A 20,855-nucleotide genomic window follows, 5' to 3' on the forward strand; every position below is an offset into this window, starting at 1 on the left:
GCGCCGGGCCATGCCCGGCGAACGCAGCGCGCGGACCCACAAACGGAAACGCCGGGCATGGCCCGGCGCTACCGATACGCGCTGACGCAAGCTGTCAGGTGCGCGGCAGGGTCACGCCGGTCTGGCCCTGGTACTTGCCGCCGCGGTCCTTGTACGAGGTCTCGCACACTTCATCGGACTGGAAGAACAGCATCTGCGCCACGCCTTCGTTGGCGTAGATGCGCGCCGGCAGCGGCGTGGTGTTGCTGAATTCCAGGGTCACGTGGCCTTCCCACTCCGGCTCCAGCGGGGTCACGTTGACGATGATGCCGCAGCGCGCATAGGTGCTCTTGCCCAGGCACACCACCAGGGTGTCGCGCGGAATGCGGAAATACTCGACCGTGCGTGCCAGCGCGAAGCTGTTCGGCGGAATGATGCACTCGTCACCGACGATATCGACGAAGCTGCCCGGATCGAAATGCTTGGGGTCCACGATCGTCGAGTTGATGTTGGTGAACACCTTGAACTCGCGCGAGCAGCGCACGTCGTAGCCGTAGCTGGAAGTGCCGTAGCTGACGATGCGCTCGCCGTTGGCCTGCTTGACCTGCCCGGCCTCATACGGCTCGATCATGCCGTGCTGTTCGGACATCCGGCGGATCCAACGGTCACTCTTGATGCTCATGCTCTGTCCTGGGTGCGAGGGGGCGCGAGGATTCTAGCAGGGGGCCGGGCGTCGCCGCCGCAGCCCCCAGCGGGCCCTTACAGCAGCGAGGACAGGATCGGGATCGAAGCGCGCGGGCGCTTGCCCACTTCCTCGACCAGACGCTGGGCGGCACGGTGGTAGGCCTGGGCCGCCGCCGATTCCGGCTGCGCGGCGGTGATCGGGGTACCGGCATCGCCCTGCTCGCGGATGCCGATCTGCAGCGGCAGCGACCCCAGCAGCGGCACGCCGTACTGCGCCGCCATGCGCTCGCCACCACCTTCGCCGAACAGGTGCTCCACATGCCCGCAGTTGCTGCAGGTATGCACGGCCATGTTTTCGACCACGCCCAGCACCGGCACCTCGACCTTCTCGAACATCTTCAGCGCCTTCTTCGCATCCAGCGTAGCGATGTCCTGCGGCGTGGTGACGATCACCGCGCCGGCCAGCGGGATCTTCTGCACCAGGGTCAGCTGGATGTCGCCGGTGCCCGGCGGCAGATCGATCAGCAGATAGTCCAGGTCGTCCCACAGCGTGTCTTCGAACAGCTGGGTCAACGCCGCCGTCGCGCGCGGTGCGCGCATGATCAGCGGCGTTTCGTCCTCGACCAGATAACCGATCGACATGGTGTCCACGCCGAAGGCCCGCATCGGCTCGATGCTCTTGTTGTCCGGGCTTTCCGGGCGACCGGACAGGCCGAGCATCGCCGGCACGCTGGGGCCGTAGATATCGGCATCAAGCACGCCTACGCGCGCCCCCAGCTGCTGCAGTGCGACGGCCAGGTTGACCGCCGTGGTCGACTTGCCCACGCCACCCTTTCCCGAGCCCACCGCGATCACGTTGCGGATGCGCGCATGCGGCGCCAGTCCCTTCTGCACCTGGCTGGCATGCGGACGACGGGAAGAACTGTTCACTGCGGGCTCCGGGTGAATCGACAAGAAGAACCCAACATCATACTAGCTGGACGTACGCTGACTGAAATTCAGGATTGCTACAGATTCGTGCACAGATTGTTAAGTTCATGTTACGTTCGCTAAGCACTGGTTTTGGGCTGCGTTGCTGGATCTACGGCACGCACGATGGCGCATGCGCAGTGCCGTACTCGTATTTGCTCTCTGAACGGAACTACATGAAAGACCTTCGCAATTCTGCACGTCGCAACACCCTCGCTGTCGCCTTGATCTCCGCCCTGGTTGCCGCCTCGCCGGCAATGGCCCAGGACAAGGCCACCAATCTGGACAAGATCACCGTCACCGGCTCGCTGATCCCGCAGACCCAGGTCGAGACCCAGACCCCGGTCATGACCATCAGCGCTGAAGCCATCCAGTCGCGCGGCTTCAACAGCGTCGCCGAGGTGCTGCAGCAGTCCTCGCTGACCACCGGCGGCATCCAGGGTGGCCAGACCTCCGCTTCGTTCACCCAGGGCGCTGAAGCCGCTGGCATGTTCGGCCTGAATCCGGGTTACACCAAGTACCTGATCAACGGCCGCCCGATGATGTCCTACCCGGCGCTGTACAACGGCGGCGACGCGTTCAACAACATCAGCGGCATTCCGATCGACATCGTCGAGCGCATCGAAGTCCTGCCGGGTGGCCAGTCCTCCCTGTACGGTTCGGATGCGATCGCCGGCGTGGTCAACATCATCCTGAAGGACCACATGGAAGGCGGCAGCCTGTCCGTGCGTGGCGGCACTTCCACTGAAGGCGGTGGCAGCAGCTTCCGCGTCAGCGGTGCACACGGCTTCTCGGCACTGGACGACCGCTTCAATGCACTGGTCAACGTGCAGATCGAAAGCAGCAACCCGATCTGGGGCTACCAGCGTGACCTGACCAAGCAGAACAACGCGAACGGCTACACCGCGCAGCTGCCGTCGAACGACTTCGCCGTCATCGACGCCAAGACCAATGCGCTGTACATGATGGACCCGAGCAACTGCGCCAACGTTGCCGGCCAATTCGACGGCACCACCGTGCTGGCGAACCGCCCGACGGGCCAGTCCTGCGGCTCGGTCTTCGGCGCCGGCTACAAGACCTTGAAGAACGGCAAGGACAGCGGCCAGTTCTACTCGTCGATGACCTTCGACGTGAACGACAACTTCCAGCTGTTCGCCGACGTGCTGTACAGCAAGGAAAAGACCGAATACACCTCGGGCTCGAACTACCTCTGGTGGGGCACCAAGAGCACCATGGGTGGCTTCTATGACCAGGCCTCCGGCAAGCTGGTCAACCTGCAGCGCGCGTTCGCTCCGGAAGACATCGGCGGCGAAGGCTACAAGGGCATCCTGAACAACGACAAGAGCCGTGCCTACCAGGTCACCCTGGGCGGCAAGGGTGCGGTCGGCAACTGGGACTACAGCCTGAGCTTCACCCGTGGCGAATACCGCCTGGATGAGAGCAAGTTCCAGCGCTTCGGCAATGCCATCAACAGCTACTTCGCCGACAAGGTGCTGGGCCCGCAGCTGGGCACCCAGGATGGCTTCGGCATCTACAACACCAACTGGGGCGCGTTCTACTCGCCGATCTCGCCGGAAGATTTCGCTGGCTTCACCGGTTACACCACCAACCACAGCCGCACCTGGCAGAACCTGGCACGCGCGCAGGTCACCAACGGCTCGCTGTTCTCGCTGCCGGGCGGTGATGCCGGCCTGGCCGTGGTCGTCGAAGGCGGCAGCGAAGGTTGGGACTACAGCCCCGACCAGCGCCTGCTGGACGGCGACGTGTGGGGCTCGTCGGCTGTTGCCGGCAACGGCCATCGCAGCAACTACGCGGTGACCAGCGAGCTGCGCATGCCGCTGCTGGAGTCGCTGACGGTGACCGCTTCCGGTCGCTATGACGCCTTCAAGATCGCCGACAACACCGTCGACAAGGCCACCTACAGCGTGGGTGTCGAGTTCCGTCCGATCGAAAGCCTGCTGTTCCGCGGCAAGTACGGCACCGCCTTCCGCGCGCCGACCCTGCCCGACGCATTCCAGGGCCGCAGCGGCTATTACGCTGCCAACTCCACCGACTACTACCGTTGCGGTGAGCTGGGCTACGTGCCGGGCAACACCGACGCCTGCCGCTACGCAGACAGCGTCTCGGTGTACTCCGAGCGTGCCGGCAACCCGGACCTGGAGCCGATCACCGCCGACGTCTGGAACGCGGGCATCGTCTGGGCGCCGATGGCGAACCTGTCGATCTCGGCCGACTACTACAACTGGAAGATCGAGAACGAAGTCGATACGGCCAGCACCGACCAGCTTCTGCTGGCCGAGTACTACTGCCGCAACGGCCTGCCGAACGGCTCCTCGGCCACCTGCCAGAACGTGGCTGACTGGGTCGTGCGCGATTCGGCCGGCAACCTGAGCTCGCTGTACACCCCGAAGATGAACGTGGCCCGCCAGAACCTGCAGGCCGTGACCGTCGGCTTCAAGTACCTGCAGGACATCGGCCGCTTCGGTTCGCTGCAGTTCTCGGGCAACTACACCAACATGCTGAAGCGTGAAGTGCAGGCGCAGCCGGGCGAGGACTTCCAGGACCTGCTGGGCAACCCGAAGTCGATGTGGAACTACGACAGCTACGCCAAGGTCCGTTCCGACGCGTCGGTGGCCTGGTCGCTGGACAAGTGGACCACCACGCTGTACGCGAACTACATCGGCCACACCCCGAACTACCTGGCGGGCCTGAACGGCTACGAGTACACCCATGGTGCGTCGGGTTACAAGGCAGGCAAGTGGGCTTCGTACACCACTTACAACCTGAGCGTGAACTACCGCGTGCAGGATGACCTGACCCTGTCGCTGATGGTCAACAACGTGTTCAACAAGATGCCCGAGCAGCAGGCTCACAGCTACCAGGGCACCTCCGGCACGCCGTTCAACAACTACCTGTACAACGTCTACGGCCGCACCGTGTACGTGCAGGCCAAGTACGACTTCGGCAAGTAATCCCGTCGATTTCCGGGTTTGATTCCGGACCAGGCCCCGCTTCGGCGGGGCCTTTTTTTTGGCGAGGCACGTGCGGCGATCGCTGCGGGAACATCTCGATTGTTAAATATCCGAAAATTTACTGGGTGTTCATTAAGCCAAACTCGGCAAATTCGTACCAATATTGCAATCAATTGTTTTTAAAGAAATTTTTATTAACTCCCAACGGGCCATTGCGAGAGCGCGACAAGCCCGCGAAAAACAAGTTAAGCGTGTGTTACGTTCGAAAAACGCCGCCTTTCTGCGTCCACCGGCTGCTGAACCATCCATGAGTTCCCAGGAAAGGGAAAACGCGTTTCTCACGACCACACGGAGTACCGCATGTCTCGCAATGGCTTCCCGCGTCACCCGCTCACCCGCGCCGTCCTCAGCGGCCTGATCCTGGCCAGCAGCAGCGCGATCGCGCTCGCCCAGGACAACACTCCCACCGATCTTGGACGCGTGACCGTCACCGGCTCACTGATCCCGCAGACGCAGATCGAGAACCACACGCCGGTCCTGACCGTCACCGCCGAGGACATCCAGACCCGTGGCTTCACCAGCGTTGCCGAGGTGCTGCAGCAGAACTCGTTGACCACCGGCGGCCTGCAGGGCGGCCAGACCTCCGCGTCGTTCACCCAGGGCGCCGAAGCCTCGGGCATGTTCGGCCTCAGCCCGAGCTACACCAAGTACCTGATCAACGGACGGCCGATGCTGTCCTACCCTGCCCTCTACAACGGCAGCGATACCTTCAACAACCTCAGCGGCATCCCGATCGACATCGTCGAGCGCATCGAGATCCTGCCCGGCGGCCAGTCATCGCTGTACGGCTCGGACGCGATCGCCGGCGTGGTCAACATCATCCTCAAAGACCGCATGGACGGCGGCGTGCTGAACGTACGCGGCGGCGCCTATACCGAGGGTGGCGGCAACGATTTCCGCGTCAGCGGCGCGCATGGCTTCAACGCTTTTGATGACCGCTTCCACGCACTGGTCAACGTGCAGTACGAGAAGAGCAGCCCGATCTGGGGTTACCAGCGCGACCTGACCAAGCAGAACAACACCCGGGGCTATACGCCGCAGGTTCCGACCAACGACTTCCTGGTCTACCTGCCGGACCAGCAGAACGCCTACGTGATGATGGACCCGAGCCGCTGCGCCAACGTGGCCGGCCAGTTCGGCGGCACCACCGTGCTGGGCACCCGTGCCACTGGCGAATCCTGCGGTTCACCCTTCAGTGCCGGCTACAAGACGCTGAAGAACGGCAAGGAAAGCAGCCAGATCTATTCGTCGATGTCCTTTGACGTCAACGACAACTTCCAGCTGTTCGCAGACGCGCTCTACAGCCTGGAAGAAGTGCAGTACAACTCGGGTTCGGGCTACGCCTTCTGGGGCAGCGATGTCGGCTTCGGTGCGTTCGTCGACCAGGCCAGTGGCGAATACATGAACCTGCAGCGCGCGTTCGCGCCGGAGGACATCAGCCCGGCCGGCTACCGCGACACCATGAGCACCGATCGCAACAAGGCCTACCAGATCACGCTGGGCGGGCGCGGCAACGTCGGCAACTGGGATTACAGCGCCAGCTTCAGCCGTGGCGAGTACAAGCTGACCGAGCGCAGCTTCGCGCGCTGGGCCAATGAGATCGACAGCTACTTCGAAGACCGCGTGCTGGGTCCGGTGCTGGGCGTCACCGACGACGGCTACAACATCTACAACCCGAACTGGGGCGCGTTCTATTCGCCGCTGCCGGCCGGCGATTTCCAGACCTTCACCGGCTTCACCTACAACAAGAGCCGCACCTGGCAGAACCTGGGCCGCGCGCAGATCACCAATGGTTCGCTGTTCAAGCTGCCCGGTGGCGATGCGGGCCTGGCAGTGGTGGCCGAAGCGGGCAGCGAAGGCTGGTCCTATACACCCGACCAGCGCCTGCTTGATGGCAGCGTCTGGGGCACCACCTCGGTGGCCGGCGCCGGCCATCGCAGCAACTACGCGCTGACCAGCGAACTGCGCATGCCGCTGCTGGAGTCGTTGACCGTGACCGCCTCGGGCCGCTACGACGCGTTCAAGATCGCCGACAAGACCGTCGACAAGTCGACCTACAGCATCGGCGTGGAATTCCGTCCCATTGAAAGCCTGCTGTTCCGCGGCAAGTACGGCACCGCCTTCCGCGCCCCCAGCCTGTCCGATGCCTTCCAGGGCCGCAGCGGGTACTACGCCAACGGCTCGGTTGACTACTACCGCTGTGGCCAGCTCGGCTTCAACCCGAGCGACACGGTTGGCTGCCCGTATGCCAACGAATCAGTGTTCGGTGAGCAGTCCGGCAACCCCGAGCTGGAAGCGATCACCGCCGACGTCTGGAACGCCGGCATCGTGTGGGCGCCCATCAACAACCTCTCGCTGTCGGTGGACTACTACAACTGGAAGATCAAGAACGAGGTCAACACCCTCAGCTCCGACCAGTTGCTGCTGGCCGAGTACTACTGCCGCAACGGCCAGACCAACAACACCTCGGCCAGCTGCCAGAACGTCAGCGACTGGATCACCCGTGATGGCGCCGGCAAGCTTGACCAGATCTACACGCCGAAGATGAACATCGCCAGCCAGAACCTGCAGGCGGTCACGGCCAGCTTCAAGTACGTACAGGACATCGGCCGCTTCGGTGCGCTGCAGTTCTCCAGCAACTACACCAACATGATCAAGCGCGAACTGCAGCCGCAGCCGGGCGACGAGTACCTGGACCTGCTGCGCGACCCGTACGCGATGTGGAACTACGACCAGTACGCCAAGGTGCGTGCCGACGGTGCGGTGGGCTGGGCGAAGGACAAGTGGACCACCACCGTGTACTTCAACTACATCGGCAAGACGCCCAACCGCATGGCATACCTGGGCAAGGGCTACGACTACGTGCATCCGTCCGGCTACGAGGCCGGCAAGTGGGGCTCGTACACCACCTACAACCTGAGCGTGAATTACCAGGCGATGGACAACCTGACGCTGTCGATGATGGTCAACAACGTGTTCAACAAGATGCCCGACGGCCAGGCCCACAGCTACGCCGGCAACATCGGCGCACCGTACAACAGCAGCATCTACAACCCCTACGGCCGTGCGGTCTACGTGCAGGCCAAGTACGAGTTCGGCGGGAAGTAAGCGCCGGGCCGGAACTGCACAAAAGGCCCCGCTTCGGCGGGGCCTTTTTCATGCCCGTCAATTGAGACGGAACATCGAAACCAGTCTCATAAATTAATTAATCAGAAAAGTCTCCGCGAAGCCAGCAAGCCATTGATCTACATACTACAAATCGTCTTCGATCAATTCTGTTCTGCAACGCAACATTTTGAAACATTCCTAGACAATCGCGTTTACGCACTGATTTCAAAGGACTTTTCTTCCGATAAGCAGCACATCCGTGTGACGGGTCCGTTTTGACAACGTGAACGTCGTGTTACGGTCCGGCTGAATGGATTGCAACTGAACACATCATGAAGATGTCAGGGAGGACATCAGCCAGACGACATCGCTCATTACGGGGATCCATCATGTCTCGCCATCGCTCCACGCCTTCGCGTCACCCCCTGACCCTTGCCCTGATCGGCACCCTGATCGCCTCCGGCGCAGCCCACGCGCAGGACACCGGCCCGACACAGCTTGACCGCGTCACCGTCACCGGCTCACTGATCCCGCAGACGCAGATCGAGAACCACACGCCGGTCCTGACCGTCACCGCCGAGGACATCCAGACCCGCGGTTTCACCAGCGTCGCCGACGTCCTGCAGCAGTCCTCGCTGTCGACCGGCGGCCTGCAGGGCGGGCAGACCTCCGCTTCGTTCACCCAGGGTGCCGAGGCCGCCGGCATGTTCGGGCTCAGCCCCGGCTACACCAAGTACCTGATCAACGGCCGCCCGATGCTCTCGTATCCGGCGCTGTACAACGGCAGCGACAGTTTCAACAACATCAGCGGCATTCCGATCGACATCGTCGAGCGCATCGAGATCCTGCCCGGCGGCCAGTCGTCGCTGTACGGTTCGGATGCGATCGCCGGCGTGGTCAACATCATCCTCAAGGAGCGCATGGATGGCGGTGTGCTCAACGTCCGTGGCGGTGCCTACTCCGAAGGCGGCGGCAACAGCGTACGCGTCAGTGCGGCGCGCGGCTTCAACGGTGTCGACGATCGATTCCATGCGCTGGTCAACGTGCAGTACGAAAAAACCAGCCCGATCTGGGGCTACCAGCGTGACCTGACCAAGGTCAACAATCCCGACGGCTACAGCCCCCAGTACGTCTCCAACGACTTCCTGGTACTGCTGCCGGCCAACAGCAACCGCTACGCGATGATGGACCCGAACCTGTGCGCCAACGTGGCGGGCCAGTTCGACGGCACCACCGTGCTCGGCACCCGGCCAACCGGCCAGGCCTGCGGTTCGGTCTATGGCACCGGCTACAAGACCATCAAGAACGGCAAGGAAAGCGGGCAGATCTACAGCTCGATGACCTTCGATGTGAACGACAACTTCCAGTTGTTCGGCGACGCGCTCTACAGCCTGGAAGAAGTGAAGTACGCCACAGGCTCGAACTACACCTGGTGGGGCACCTCCTCCGGATGGGGCCGCTTCTACGATCAGGACAGCGGCCAGTACATGAACCTGCAGCGCGTGTTCGCGCCGGAGGACATCGGCGCCGGCGGCTATCGCGACATCATGAACACCGATCGCAACAAGGCTTACCAGGTCACGCTCGGCGGCCGCGGCACGGCAGGCAGCTGGGATTACAGTGCCAGCTTCACCCGCGGCGAATACAAGTTGACCGAGCGCAACTTCGTGCGCTGGAACGATCCGATCAACGACTACTTCGAGCAGCGTGTGCTGGGGCCGGTGCTGGGCACCACCAGCACCGGGTACAACATCTACAGCCCGGACTGGGAAGCGTTCTACTCGCCACTGCCGAGCGGTGATTTCCAGAGCTTCACCGGCTACACCTACAGCCAGAGCCGCACCTGGCAGAACCTGCTGCGTGCGCAGGTCACCAATGGTGCGCTGTTCAAGCTGCCCGGCGGCGACGCCGGCTTCGCAGTGGTGGTTGAAGGCGGCAGCGAAGGCTGGGATTACACGCCCGATACCCGCCTGGTGGATGGCAGCGTGTGGGGCACCACCGCGGTTTCCGGCGCCGGCCATCGCAGCAGCTACGCGGTGACCAGCGAACTGCGCATGCCGTTGCTGGAATCACTGACGGTGACCGGCTCCGGCCGCTACGACGCCTTCAAGATCGGTGGCAACACCATCGACAAGGCGACCTACAGCGTCGGCCTGGAATTCCGGCCGATCGACAGCCTGCTGTTCCGTGGCAAGTACGGCACCGCGTTCCGCGCGCCCACCCTGTCCGATGCCTTCCAGGGTGTCAGCGGCTACTACGCCAACGGCTCCACCGACTACTACCGTTGCGGCCAGCTGGGCTACGACCCGGCCAACACCACCGGCTGCCCGTATGACAGCGTGTCGGTGTTCGGCACCCAATCCGGCAACCCGGACCTTGAGCCGATCACCGCCGATGTCTGGAACGCCGGCATCGTGTGGGCGCCCATCAACAACCTGTCGGTGTCGGTGGACTACTACAACTGGAAGATCAAGAACGAGGTCAACACCCTCAGTTCCGACCAGTTGCTGCTGGCCGAGTATTACTGCCGCAACGGCCAGACCAACAACACCTCGGCCAGCTGCCAGAACGTCAGCGACTGGATCACCCGCGACGCCTCCGGCGTACTCGATGAGATCTATACGCCGAAGATGAACGTGGCCAGCCAGAACCTGCAGGCGCTGACGGCCAGCTTCAAGTACGTACAGGACATCGGCCGCTTCGGTTCGCTGCAGTTCTCCGGCAACTACACCGACATGCTCAAGCGCGAACTGCAACCGCAGCCGGGCGATGAGTACCTGGACCTGCTGCGCGACCCGTATGCGATGTGGGTGTACGACTCGTACGCCAAGGTGCGCGCCGACGGTTCGATCGGCTGGGCCAAGGACAAGTGGACCACCACCCTGTATGCCAACTACATCGGCAAGACGCCGAACTACATGGCCTACCTGGGCAATGGCTACGATTACGTCCACAGCTCCGGCTACAAGGCCGGCAAGTGGGGTTCGTACACCACCTACAACCTGAGCGTGAACTATCGGGCGATGGACAACCTGAGCCTGTCGCTGATGGTCAACAACGTGTTCAACAAGATGCCTGACAACCAGCGGTACAGCTTCGCCGGCACCAGCGGCCAGCCGTACAACAACTACCTGTACAACGCTTATGGCCGTGCCATCTACGTGCAGGCCAAGTACGAGTTCGGCAACAACTGATCCGTCGACGTCGTTTCCTGCAGCAAAAGACCCCGCTCCGGCGGGGTCTCTTCCATCAATGGTGCGCATGCGGATGGGCTTCACGCGGAGTTGACGAGAACCCAGGCTTCGTTCATCTTCCGGTCATGTTGCCGTGCCCCGCCACAAGGAACCGCTGATGATGCAACTCCGATATACGCCTGCCCGCCTGGGTGCCGCCGTTTCAATGCTGCTGGGCCTGTGCGTCGGCCAAGCCGCCGCCGCGCCTCTGCCCGCAGAGGATTTCGCCAAGATTCCCGCGTTGCAGTCGGTCACGATGAGTGCCGACGGCAAGCAGCTGGTCGCCATCATTGCCGCCCCCGGCAGCAACAACGCCGACACTGCGCTGGCCAACTGGAACCTGGACAACCTTACCGCCGGGCCGGTGGCCATCACCCCGTCCGGCGATCGGATGAAATTCATCGCCGCCAGCGCGCTCAAGGCCGGGCGCAACCTGGTCATCAGCCGCCAGGAGTGGACCGGCAAGCTGGGCGGCTGCGGTGAAGGCAACAGTACCGGTGCCACCAAGACCTTCCTGACCAAGGCCTACCTGACCGACGCCAGCCAGGCGAAGTTCGACGAGGCCTTTGCCAGCAACACGCGAACGCTGGGCGTCAGTGCCGATACGCTGCGCTGCCTGGAGCTGGCCGGCACCGCTTCGCTGGTGCACCTGCTGCCGCTGGACCCGGACCGGGTCATCATCAACCAGCTCAATGAAGCCACCCTGCAGGCCAACTACTACCGCTTCAACCTGCGCACCGGGCAGACCGAACTGCTGTTCAAGGGCAGCTCGCGCACGACCCCGGGCCTGTTCCACCCACGCACCGGCGAGGTGGTGACCCAGACGCAGATCGAATCCAGCGGGGCCGAGGATTTCGAACAGCGTGTGCTGATCAAGAACAGCGCCGGCCAGTTCGAGGTGCATGCGCCGCTGACCACCAAGCTGAGCGAACGCTTCACGGTGGACGTGGTCGGCATCGACGATGACAGCGGCAAGCTGTACGTGCTGACCGACCAGTTCTCCGATCTGGTACAGGCGCGACTGTATGACCCGGTCAAGAAGGAATTCGACAAGGAGCCTCTGGCGGCCCACCCGACCTTCTCCATCAGCTCGCTGATCCTGGGCACACGCAAGAGCAACTTCAACCAGGTGCTCGGCTTCTACATCGATGGACCGCAGCGCCAGGCGATCTATGTCGACCCGCAGATGAAAGGCCTGCAGGAGGGCCTGCAGAAAGCCTATCCGGGCCTGACCGTCTACATCACCGGCTACAACGACGATCTCTCGCGCGTACTGTTCACTACGGAAAGCAACCGCAACCCGAAGAGCTACTACATCCTGGCCGACCGTAAGGACGTGGTGCCGCTGGGCAGCGAACGTCCCTGGGTGGACAGCAAGCAGATCGGCGAACAGCGCTGGGTGACCTACACCGCCCGTGATGGCCAGCAGATCCCGGCGATCCTCGACCTGCCGGCAGGCTGGAAGCAGGGCGACGGCCCACTGCCGACCCTGGTGCATCCGCATGGCGGACCGTGGGCGCGTGACTACACGGGCTGGGACGTGTCCGGCTGGGTGCCCTTCTTCACCTCGCGCGGCTATGCCGTGCTGCGCCCCCAGTACCGTGGCAGCTCCGGCCTGGGCCGCAAGCTGTGGCTGGCCGGCGATGGTCAGTGGGGCCAGAAGATGCAGGATGACAAGGACGACGGTGCCGCCTGGCTGGTGTCGCAGGGCATCGCGGCGAAGGATCGCATCGCGATCTTCGGCTACTCCTATGGCGGCTTCGCGGCAGCAGCGGCCACCGTACGCAGCCCATCGCCGTACCAGTGCGCCATTGCTGGTGCACCCGTCACCGACCTGGGCCGGCTGGGCACGTCCTGGAGCCAGAACCGCCTTCAACGCATCCTGCAGGGCCGCACCGTCAAGGGCATGGACCCGATGCAGAACACCGCCAAGGCCACCATTCCGCTGCTGACCTTCGTCGGCGACCGCGACGTACGCACGCCGGCGTTCCATGCCCGCAACTTCTATTCCGCCGTGCAGGGCAAGGTTCCGGCCCGGTTCGAGCTGATTCCCGACATGCCGCACAGCATGCCGTGGTACCCGCGCCACTTCCAGACGACCCTCACCCTGATGGCCGACTACCTGGCCAAGGACTGCGGGCCGGGCGGCCTGTAACCCCAGCAGAGGGGCCGATCAACAACCCCGCCGGCTTAACCGGCGGGGTTTTTTAATGCCCGAATTCCTGAATTTCCCCTTAGCAACAATAAGTTACGCAAAGAGTCCATTCATGTTGCATTTACTTTACGCCACACATACACTCCATTAACCGAAGCATAACAAACGGGGATCCCAAGAAATGCGCAACGCCAACCGCCACATCAAGCCAAGCCGCGTCCCGCTGACTCTCGCAGTACTGGCCTGCCTGCAGGTCGCACCGGCACTGGCCCAGGAGACCACCCAGCAGGAAGCAAAGGCGTCAAGCGCTTCCACCTCCAACCAGCGTGCGACCGACCTTGACAAGATCACCGTCACCGGCTCGCTGATCCGCCGCGCGGACTACGAGACCACCTCGCCGGTGTTCACCATCAACGCCGAGACCAACGCCAAGCAGGGTCAGGTCAACGTCGCCGAGTTCCTGCAGAAGTCGGCCATTGGTTCGGCTGAAACGCAGATCACCCACCAGTTCGGCGGCTTCGTCGTCGACGGCGGCACCGGCGTGCAGACCGTGTCGCTGCGCGGCCTGGGCGCCAACCGCACCCTGGTGCTGCTGGATGGGCAGCGTCCGGGCCCGGCCGGTACCCGCGGCGCCGTCGGCGCCTTCGACCTGAACGTCATTCCCACCGCCATCCTGCAGCGCGCCGAGATCGTGAAGGACGGTTCGTCCTCCATCTACGGCTCCGATGCGGTGGCCGGCGTGGTCAACCTGATCACCAAGAAGAACATCGAGCGTCCGGAGCTGACCGTCACCGGCCGCGTGCCGACCGAGGGCGGTGGCGAGGTATTTGCTGCATCTCTGGCCAACGGCTGGAACTTCGACAACGGCAGCATCGTGGCCGCCGCCGAGTGGTATCGCCACAATGCGCTGACCCGCAATGACCGCGACTACCTGAACTGCAGCAACGACCTCATCAAGGATGCCGACGGCAACCGCATCGACCGCCAGGATCGTTCGATCACTGCCGGCACCGATCTGGCGAACTGCAACAACCTGCTGCACAACGTCGTCGACGTCGGTGCCGTCCGTTATGTTCCTTCGCCGGAAGGCAATACCATCGGCCCACTGCCCGGCTATCGGCCGCGTACCACCCGCACCTATGCCGGCGGCCGCGATGCGATCTACGATGAACCGCTGAACTTCGCGCGCTTCGGCGAAGAGCAGATCATCAACCAGCAGGAACGCAAGAGCGTTTACGTTGCCACTGACTTCGCGTTCGACTCGATCAACTGGAAGACCCAGTTCCTGTTCAATCGTCGTGAAACCGAGACGTTCCGCTGGCGTCAGTTCTTCCCGCGCATCCAGGCACCGGCAGGTTCCGGCTTCACCGGCGTCATCCGCCCGATCATGCCGTTCAAGTCACAGCAGGACGTGACCGTTGACTACTTCTACGGCGCCACCAAGCTGGACGGCCTGTTCAAGGGCACCGACACCTGGGCGTGGGAAGTCAATGCGAACTTCAGCCACTCCAAGGGCAAGTACGGCAACCTGGGCATCCAGGCCTCCAAGACCGGCGACGTTGACTACACCGACGACGCGCCGACGCTGAACTACCTCGACCCGGGCTACCTGAGCGGCGCGAAGGTCGACGAACTGACCAACCTCCTCGGCGTGTGGGACTGGGGCAAGACCATCTACAAGCAGGCCACGATCAATGCGATCGTCAGCGGCGATCTGTTCGAGCTGCCGGCCGGTGCCGTCGGCGTGGCCGCTGGCCTGGAATACCGCTACTACTCGATCAACGATCAGCCGGGTGAATTGTCTAAGGCACAGGACCTGTGGGGTTCAAGCTCGGCAAACGTCACCAAGGGCGATGACCGCGTGAAGGAAGCGTTCGTCGAGTTCGACGTGCCGCTGCTGAAGGGCCTGCCGGCGATCGAATCGCTCAGCCTGAATGCTTCGGGCCGTGCGTTCCAGTATGACTCGGTGGATGGCACCGACGAGGTCTGGAAGGTGGGTCTGAACTGGCAGGTCATCCCGTCGCTGCGCCTGCGCGGTTCGATCGGCACCTCCTACCGCGCTCCGGGCCTGTACGAGCTGTACCTGGGCAACCAGACCGGCTTCCTCGGCCAGACCGGCATCGACCCATGCATCCGCTGGGGTGAAAGCTCCAACACCAACTACCAGACCAACTGCGCCGCCGCTGGCATTCCGGCCGACTACGCCGGCAACGGCAGCAGCGCTACCGTCTACTCTGGTGGCGGCGCTGGCCAGCTGATTCCGGAAACCTCGCGTGCCAAGACCGCCGGTATCGTGTTCACCCCGACCTTCGCCAACCTGAGCGTGGCAATCGATTACTTCGATTACCAGGTGAAGAACGAAATCGGCCAGATCACCACCGCCGACATCGTCAAGGGCTGCTACGGCGCTGCCGTGTTCCCGAACGCATTCTGCGGCCTGCTGGTGCGCAACCCGGGTACCGGTGACGAGGCATGGAACATCACCGACGTCTTCAACCAGTACGTCAACATCAACAAGCAGCGTACACGTGGCTACGATCTGACCGCCAACTTCGACCATGACTTCTCGTTCGGCAAGTTCTCGGCCGAAACGCAGGTCACCTACACCATCGAAGATACGCAGCAGGTCTTCTCCAGCGCAGAGGAAAGCGGCCTGTCCTCGAACGAACTGCTGGGTGACATCGGCCGTCCGAAGGTCGTGGGTAACCTGGCACTGAGCCTGACCCGTGGTGATTGGACCTTCAACTGGCTGACCACCTACATCCACAAGACCAAGGACATCGATCTGGATCCGGTGTTCATCTACCAGGGCCGTCCGAACTCCTACCGTGACATCACGGTTGATTCGCGGACCTACCACACCGCTTCGGTCAGCTACTCGCAGGCTGATTGGGAAATCCTGGTGGGCGTCAGCAACATCTTCGACAAGACCCCGCCGCTGATCTCCACCGGTGTGAGCGATGCGCGCTACGGCAACATCGCAGCTTTTGCCACCCAGTACGATCTGTACGGCCGCACCCCGTTCGTGCGTCTGAAGTACAAGTTCTGATCCAGCAAAACAGGCAGTACCCCGACAGACCCGGCTTTTGCCGGGTCTGTCTTTTCCGGTGCCGGCAAGGCCCCCTTGCGCCTGGCCATGACCTTCGACACCCTTGCAGTGTGGGCCGGCGGCGTATCGTTCGGCCCACGGCCGTTCCCCCGGCCCTTCCCTGACTCACTCGGCCTGGAGGCCATTCAAGTGACCCGTACTCCCAAGATCGTGCTGCTGACCCTGGCCGTTTCGGCCGCGCTGGTCGGCTGCGGCAAGAACGAAACCCCGGCAAAGGATGCCACCGCCTCCACGCCGGCCGCGGCCGACGCCGCCACCACCTACAAGCTCGACGAGAGCAAGCTGCCGGCCTACAACGCCTTCCAGGCCAGCGATCTGGACAGCAACCTTGACGCCTGCACCGCCTTCGGCGACTACGTCAACGGCAAGTGGCTGGCCGCCAACGAGATTCCGGGCGACCGCACCAGCTGGGGCGCCTTCACCATCCTCGACGAGCGTTCGGTGGCCGTGCAGCACCAGTTGGCCGAGCAGGTCGCGCAGGTCAAGAACCCGGCCGGCATCGAGAAGATCGTCGGCGACCTGTGGGCCACCGGCATGGACGAAGCCAAGGTCAACGCCCAGGGCATCGAGCCGCTGAAGGCCGACCTGGCCGCGATCGACGGCCTGCAGGACAAGGCCGCCATCGCCAACTACCTGCGCACCAGCGCTGCCAAGGGCGAGAACGTGCTGTTCGGCTTCGGCGCCGAAGCCGACTTCAAGAACTCGGCCGTGAACATGGCCTACGCCAGCCAGGGCGGCCTGGGCCTGCCGGACAAGACCTTCTATACCGATGCGTCCAAGGCCGACAAACTGAAGGCTTACCAGGCCCACGTGGCCAAGGTGCTGGAGCTGTCCGGCGTGGCCGCTGCCGATGCCGCAAAGCAGGCTGAAGAAGTCGTCAAGTTCGAGACCCGCCTGGCCAAGGCGTCCAAGTCCAGCGTCGAGCTGTCGCGCGATGTCTCGCTGTACTACCACCCGGTCAGCCTGGCCGAGGCCGATGCGCTGACCCCGAACTTCAGCTGGACCGAGTTCTTCAAGTCGCAGAACGTGGCCGCGCCGGAGAAGTTCTCGCTGGCCATCCCGGCCTTCCACCAGGAAGTGAGCAAGGCGCTGGGCGATACCGATCCGTCGGTGTGGCGTGCCTACCTGCGCTTCCACACCGTGGACGGCGCCTCGCCGTACCTGGCCGATGCGTTCGTGCAGGAAAACTACGAGTTCTACGGCAAGACCCTCAATGGCCAGAAGGAACAGAAGCCGCGCTGGAAGCGTGTGCTGGGCACCATCGAGAGCGATGCCGGCGAAGCCTTCGGCCAGCTGTACGTGAAGGTCGCCTTCTCGCCGGAAGCCAAGGCGAAGATGGAAGAGCTGGTGAAGAACCTGGCCGCTTCGCTGAAGGAACGCATCCAGGGCCTGTCCTGGATGAGCGAAGAGACCAAGGCCAAGGCCATCGCCAAGTGGGAAACCTTCACTCCGAAGATCGGTTACCCGGACAAGTGGCGTGACTGGTCGGGCCTGCAGACCAACCGTGACAGCTACCTGGGCAACGTGCGCGCGGCCACCGCGTTCAACTACCAGTACAACCTGGCCAAGATCGGCAAGCCGGTGGACAAGACCGAGTGGGGCATGACCCCGCAGACGGTCAACGCCTACTACAACCCGCTGCAGAACGAGATCGTGTTCCCGGCCGCCATCCTGCAGCCGCCGTTCTTCGATGCCAAGGCGGACGACGCGCTGAACTACGGCGGTATCGGTGCGGTCATCGGCCACGAAATGACCCACGGTTACGACGACCAGGGCAGCCGCTTCGGGCCGACCGGCAACTTCGAGAACTGGTGGACCGAAGCCGACTCGAAGAATTTCGCTGGCCTGACCGGCAAGCTGGTCAAGCAGTTCGACCAGTACAAGGTCGACGGCCAGGCCGTGAACGGCCATCTGACCCTGGGCGAAAACATCGCCGACCTGGGTGGCCTGGCCACCGCCTACGACGCATTGCAGAAGGCATCGGCCGGCAAGGAAGACGCGAAGATCGATGGCTTCACCCGCGATCAGCGCTTCTTCTTCAACTGGGCCACCGTGTGGCGCACCAAGTACACCCCGGAGAACGCCAAGGTCCGCCTGGCAACCGACCCGCACGCGCCGGCGCAGTTCCGCGCCGTCGGTGCGCCGTCGAACCTGCCGACCTTCACCGCGGCCTTCCAGTGCAAGCCGGGCACGCCGATGTCGCGCACCGGCGACTCGCAGGTGGTGATCTGGTAAGCCACGGCTGAGGCCACGGCTTGCCTGCAGAGGCCCGGGATTTCCCGGGCCTTTGTTTTTCCGCGCGGTGGCCGCAGCCACGCATGGCGTGGCTCTACTGGCGCCGGCGCTTGCCCAAGCCGCTGGTAGAGGCCGACCTTGCTCGGCGCATGGCACAAAGGAGCCACCATGAGGTGTGCATCCCCTGCCCATGCCACCCCCCCGGTAGCGCCGGGCCATGCCCGGCGGAACCACCGTGATGCGTGCATCCCGTGCCCATGCGCAGCTTGCTATAGTTCGCCCGCCCTCAATCCATCACGGATTCGTTCTACATGCCCAACTTCCGTCCGCTTGCCATCGCCCTGGGCATCAGCCTGGCGACCCTGGTTCCGACCCACGATGCGTTCGCCGCCAAGAAGAAGGCCGCACGCGCCCCGGCCGTCAGTGCGCAGTGCAGCGATTTCTACGACGCCACCAACGCAGGCTGGCTGAAGGCCAACCCGGTGCCGCAGACCGGCGCCGCCACCGCACTGGGCCAGCTGGTCGACCGCAGCCGGCAGCAACAGCGTGAACTGCTGGACGCCTCGATGAAGGCGCCGCAGGGCAACGTGCAGAAGCTGCTGGGCGACTTCTGGGCCAGCGGCCTGGACGAAGCGGCCGTGGAAGCCGACGGCTCCAACCCGATCGCACCGCTGCTGACCCGCATCAACGCGATCAAGAAGGCCAAGGATGTCCCGGCCTCGATCGCCGCGCTGCACCAGGTCGGCATCCCGGTGGCCTTCAACTTCGGTCCGGACGTGGACCTGAAGGCGCTGGACCGCCACATCGGTTACTTCATGCAGGGCGGCATGGGCCTGCCTGATCCGGCCTTCTATACCCGCACCGACGCCGACACCGTCGCGTTGATGGGCCGCTATCGCAACTACGTCAAGCAGATCCTCGCACTGACCGGCACCCCGGCCGCCAAGCTGGACGCCGAGTCGCAGGCGGTGATCGCGCTGGAAACCGAACTGGCCCGCAATGCGCAGTCGCTGGCGGGCATCAACAACCCGTTCAACAACTACGCGCCGATCTCCACCAAGGACCTCAACAGCCGCTACCGCAACCTGCAGCTGGATGCGTTCCTGAAGGCGCAGGGCGTCAACGATGACCTGGTGTCGCTGGCCGATCCGGCGCTGTTCAAGCAGCTCGACGGCATGGTCACCAAGCTCAAGCCGGACCAGTGGAAGGCCTACCTGCGCTGGCGCGTGGGCGACTCGATGGCGCCGTACCTGTCCAAGGCCTACCGCGATGCGGAGTTCGAATTCCGTGGCCGCGTGCTGCGTGGTGAAACCCTGCCGCCGCAGCGCTGGGAAAGCGTGCTGGACGCGATCAACGTGGCCGCTGGCCCGATGGTCGGCCGCGAATACGCAGCCCGTTACCTGTCCGCCGAAGACCGCCGCCAGGCGGCCTGGATCGTCGACAAGGTACGTGAAGTGCAGATCGAAGCGGTCAAGAACAACAGCTGGATGAGCGCCGAGGCCAAGACCGAAGCACAGGCCAAGCTGGCCGCGCTGAAGATCGAGATCGGCACCCCGCTGCGTGACCTGGACTACAGCGTGCAGCCGATGGGCCGTGGTTCGTTCGGCGGCAACATGCTGATCGCGTCCACCTGGCGCCACCGCGAGGAAATGAAGCGCATCGGCAAGGGCAACGCCGACCGCCGCTGGGACGTGCTGCCGCAGCAGCCGTCGCTGGCCTATGACCTGGCGCAGAACCGGCTGATCGTCACTGCGGCGATCCTGCAGGGCCCGGTGTTCAACGCCAAGGCCGATGCCGCCGACAAGTTCGGCAGCTTCGGCGGCCTGGTCGGCCACGAGCTGACCCGTGCGATCGATGCCAAGGGTGCGCTGGTCGATGCCAAGGGCGAACTGCGCAGCTGGTGGACCCCGGCCGACAAGACCGCCTGGACCCTGCTCGGCACCCGTGTCGCCAGCCAGTACGGCGCCTACGAGTTCCCCGGCGTGAAGGGGGCCAAGGTCAACGGCACGCTGACCCAGGAAGAGAACCTGGCCGACATCGCCGGTCTGGAGCTGGCCTGGGCCGCGTACACCGCGCAGGAGCCGAAGGCCAAGCCGGCACAGCAGCAGGGCTTCTTCCGCGCCTGGGCTGCGCTGTGGCCGCAGCAGCTGTCGCCGAACGAGGCCGCACGCCGCCTGACCGCCGACATCCGTGCACCGGGCCGCTGGCGCACCAACGGCCCGCTGTCGAACCTGCCGGCGTTCGGCGCCAGCTTCAGCTGCAAGCCGGGCCAGCCGATGCAGCGCACCGACGGCGAGCAGATCAAGGTCTGGCGCTGAGGTTCATGCAACAGCAATAACGGAAAGGGCGCC

Annotated in this window: 9 protein-coding genes; 7 read left to right on the forward strand and 2 right to left on the reverse strand. The window is 63.7% G+C overall.

The window, feature by feature from the left end; all coding sequences use genetic code 11:
- Positions 1–94: 94 nt before the first annotated feature.
- Positions 95–661: a dCTP deaminase gene (dcd, locus tag AC1DCU_RS02780; protein ID WP_025876117.1), complete on the reverse strand. Its 567-nt coding sequence runs from the start codon at positions 659–661 to the stop codon at positions 95–97.
- Positions 662–738: 77 nt separating this feature from the next.
- On the reverse strand, positions 739–1,593 hold the full coding sequence (apbC, locus tag AC1DCU_RS02785) for an iron-sulfur cluster carrier protein ApbC (RefSeq protein WP_025876115.1): 855 nt from the start codon (positions 1,591–1,593) through the stop codon (positions 739–741).
- 215 nt (positions 1,594–1,808) lie between these two features.
- Between apbC and AC1DCU_RS02790 the strand changes: the two genes are divergently transcribed.
- From AC1DCU_RS02790 to AC1DCU_RS02820, 7 genes are all read left to right on the forward strand, one after another.
- Positions 1,809–4,604, forward strand: a complete 2,796-nt coding sequence (locus AC1DCU_RS02790) for a TonB-dependent receptor plug domain-containing protein (protein ID WP_025876113.1) — start codon at positions 1,809–1,811, stop codon at positions 4,602–4,604.
- 360 nt (positions 4,605–4,964) lie between these two features.
- A complete protein-coding gene (locus tag AC1DCU_RS02795; protein ID WP_442251800.1) occupies positions 4,965–7,772 on the forward strand; it encodes a TonB-dependent receptor domain-containing protein in 2,808 nt (935 codons plus the stop codon).
- Between the two features lie 389 nt (positions 7,773–8,161).
- Positions 8,162–10,966: a TonB-dependent receptor domain-containing protein gene (locus tag AC1DCU_RS02800; RefSeq protein WP_282279979.1), complete on the forward strand. Its 2,805-nt coding sequence runs from the start codon at positions 8,162–8,164 to the stop codon at positions 10,964–10,966.
- Between the two features lie 160 nt (positions 10,967–11,126).
- On the forward strand, positions 11,127–13,160 hold the full coding sequence (locus AC1DCU_RS02805; RefSeq protein WP_032975071.1) for an alpha/beta hydrolase family protein: 2,034 nt from the start codon (positions 11,127–11,129) through the stop codon (positions 13,158–13,160).
- Positions 13,161–13,341: 181 nt separating this feature from the next.
- Positions 13,342–16,209, forward strand: a complete 2,868-nt coding sequence (locus tag AC1DCU_RS02810; RefSeq protein ID WP_032975037.1) for a TonB-dependent receptor domain-containing protein — start codon at positions 13,342–13,344, stop codon at positions 16,207–16,209.
- Positions 16,210–16,398: 189 nt separating this feature from the next.
- Positions 16,399–18,504, forward strand: a complete 2,106-nt coding sequence (locus AC1DCU_RS02815; protein ID WP_025876101.1) for a M13 family metallopeptidase — start codon at positions 16,399–16,401, stop codon at positions 18,502–18,504.
- 311 nt (positions 18,505–18,815) lie between these two features.
- Positions 18,816–20,822 carry a M13 family metallopeptidase gene (locus AC1DCU_RS02820; RefSeq protein ID WP_025876099.1) on the forward strand — a complete coding sequence of 669 codons (2,007 nt, stop codon included), beginning with the start codon at positions 18,816–18,818 and terminating at the stop codon, positions 20,820–20,822.
- Positions 20,823–20,855: the final 33 nt, after the last annotated feature.

This window comes from Stenotrophomonas sp. 10L48, from assembly GCF_056395105.1.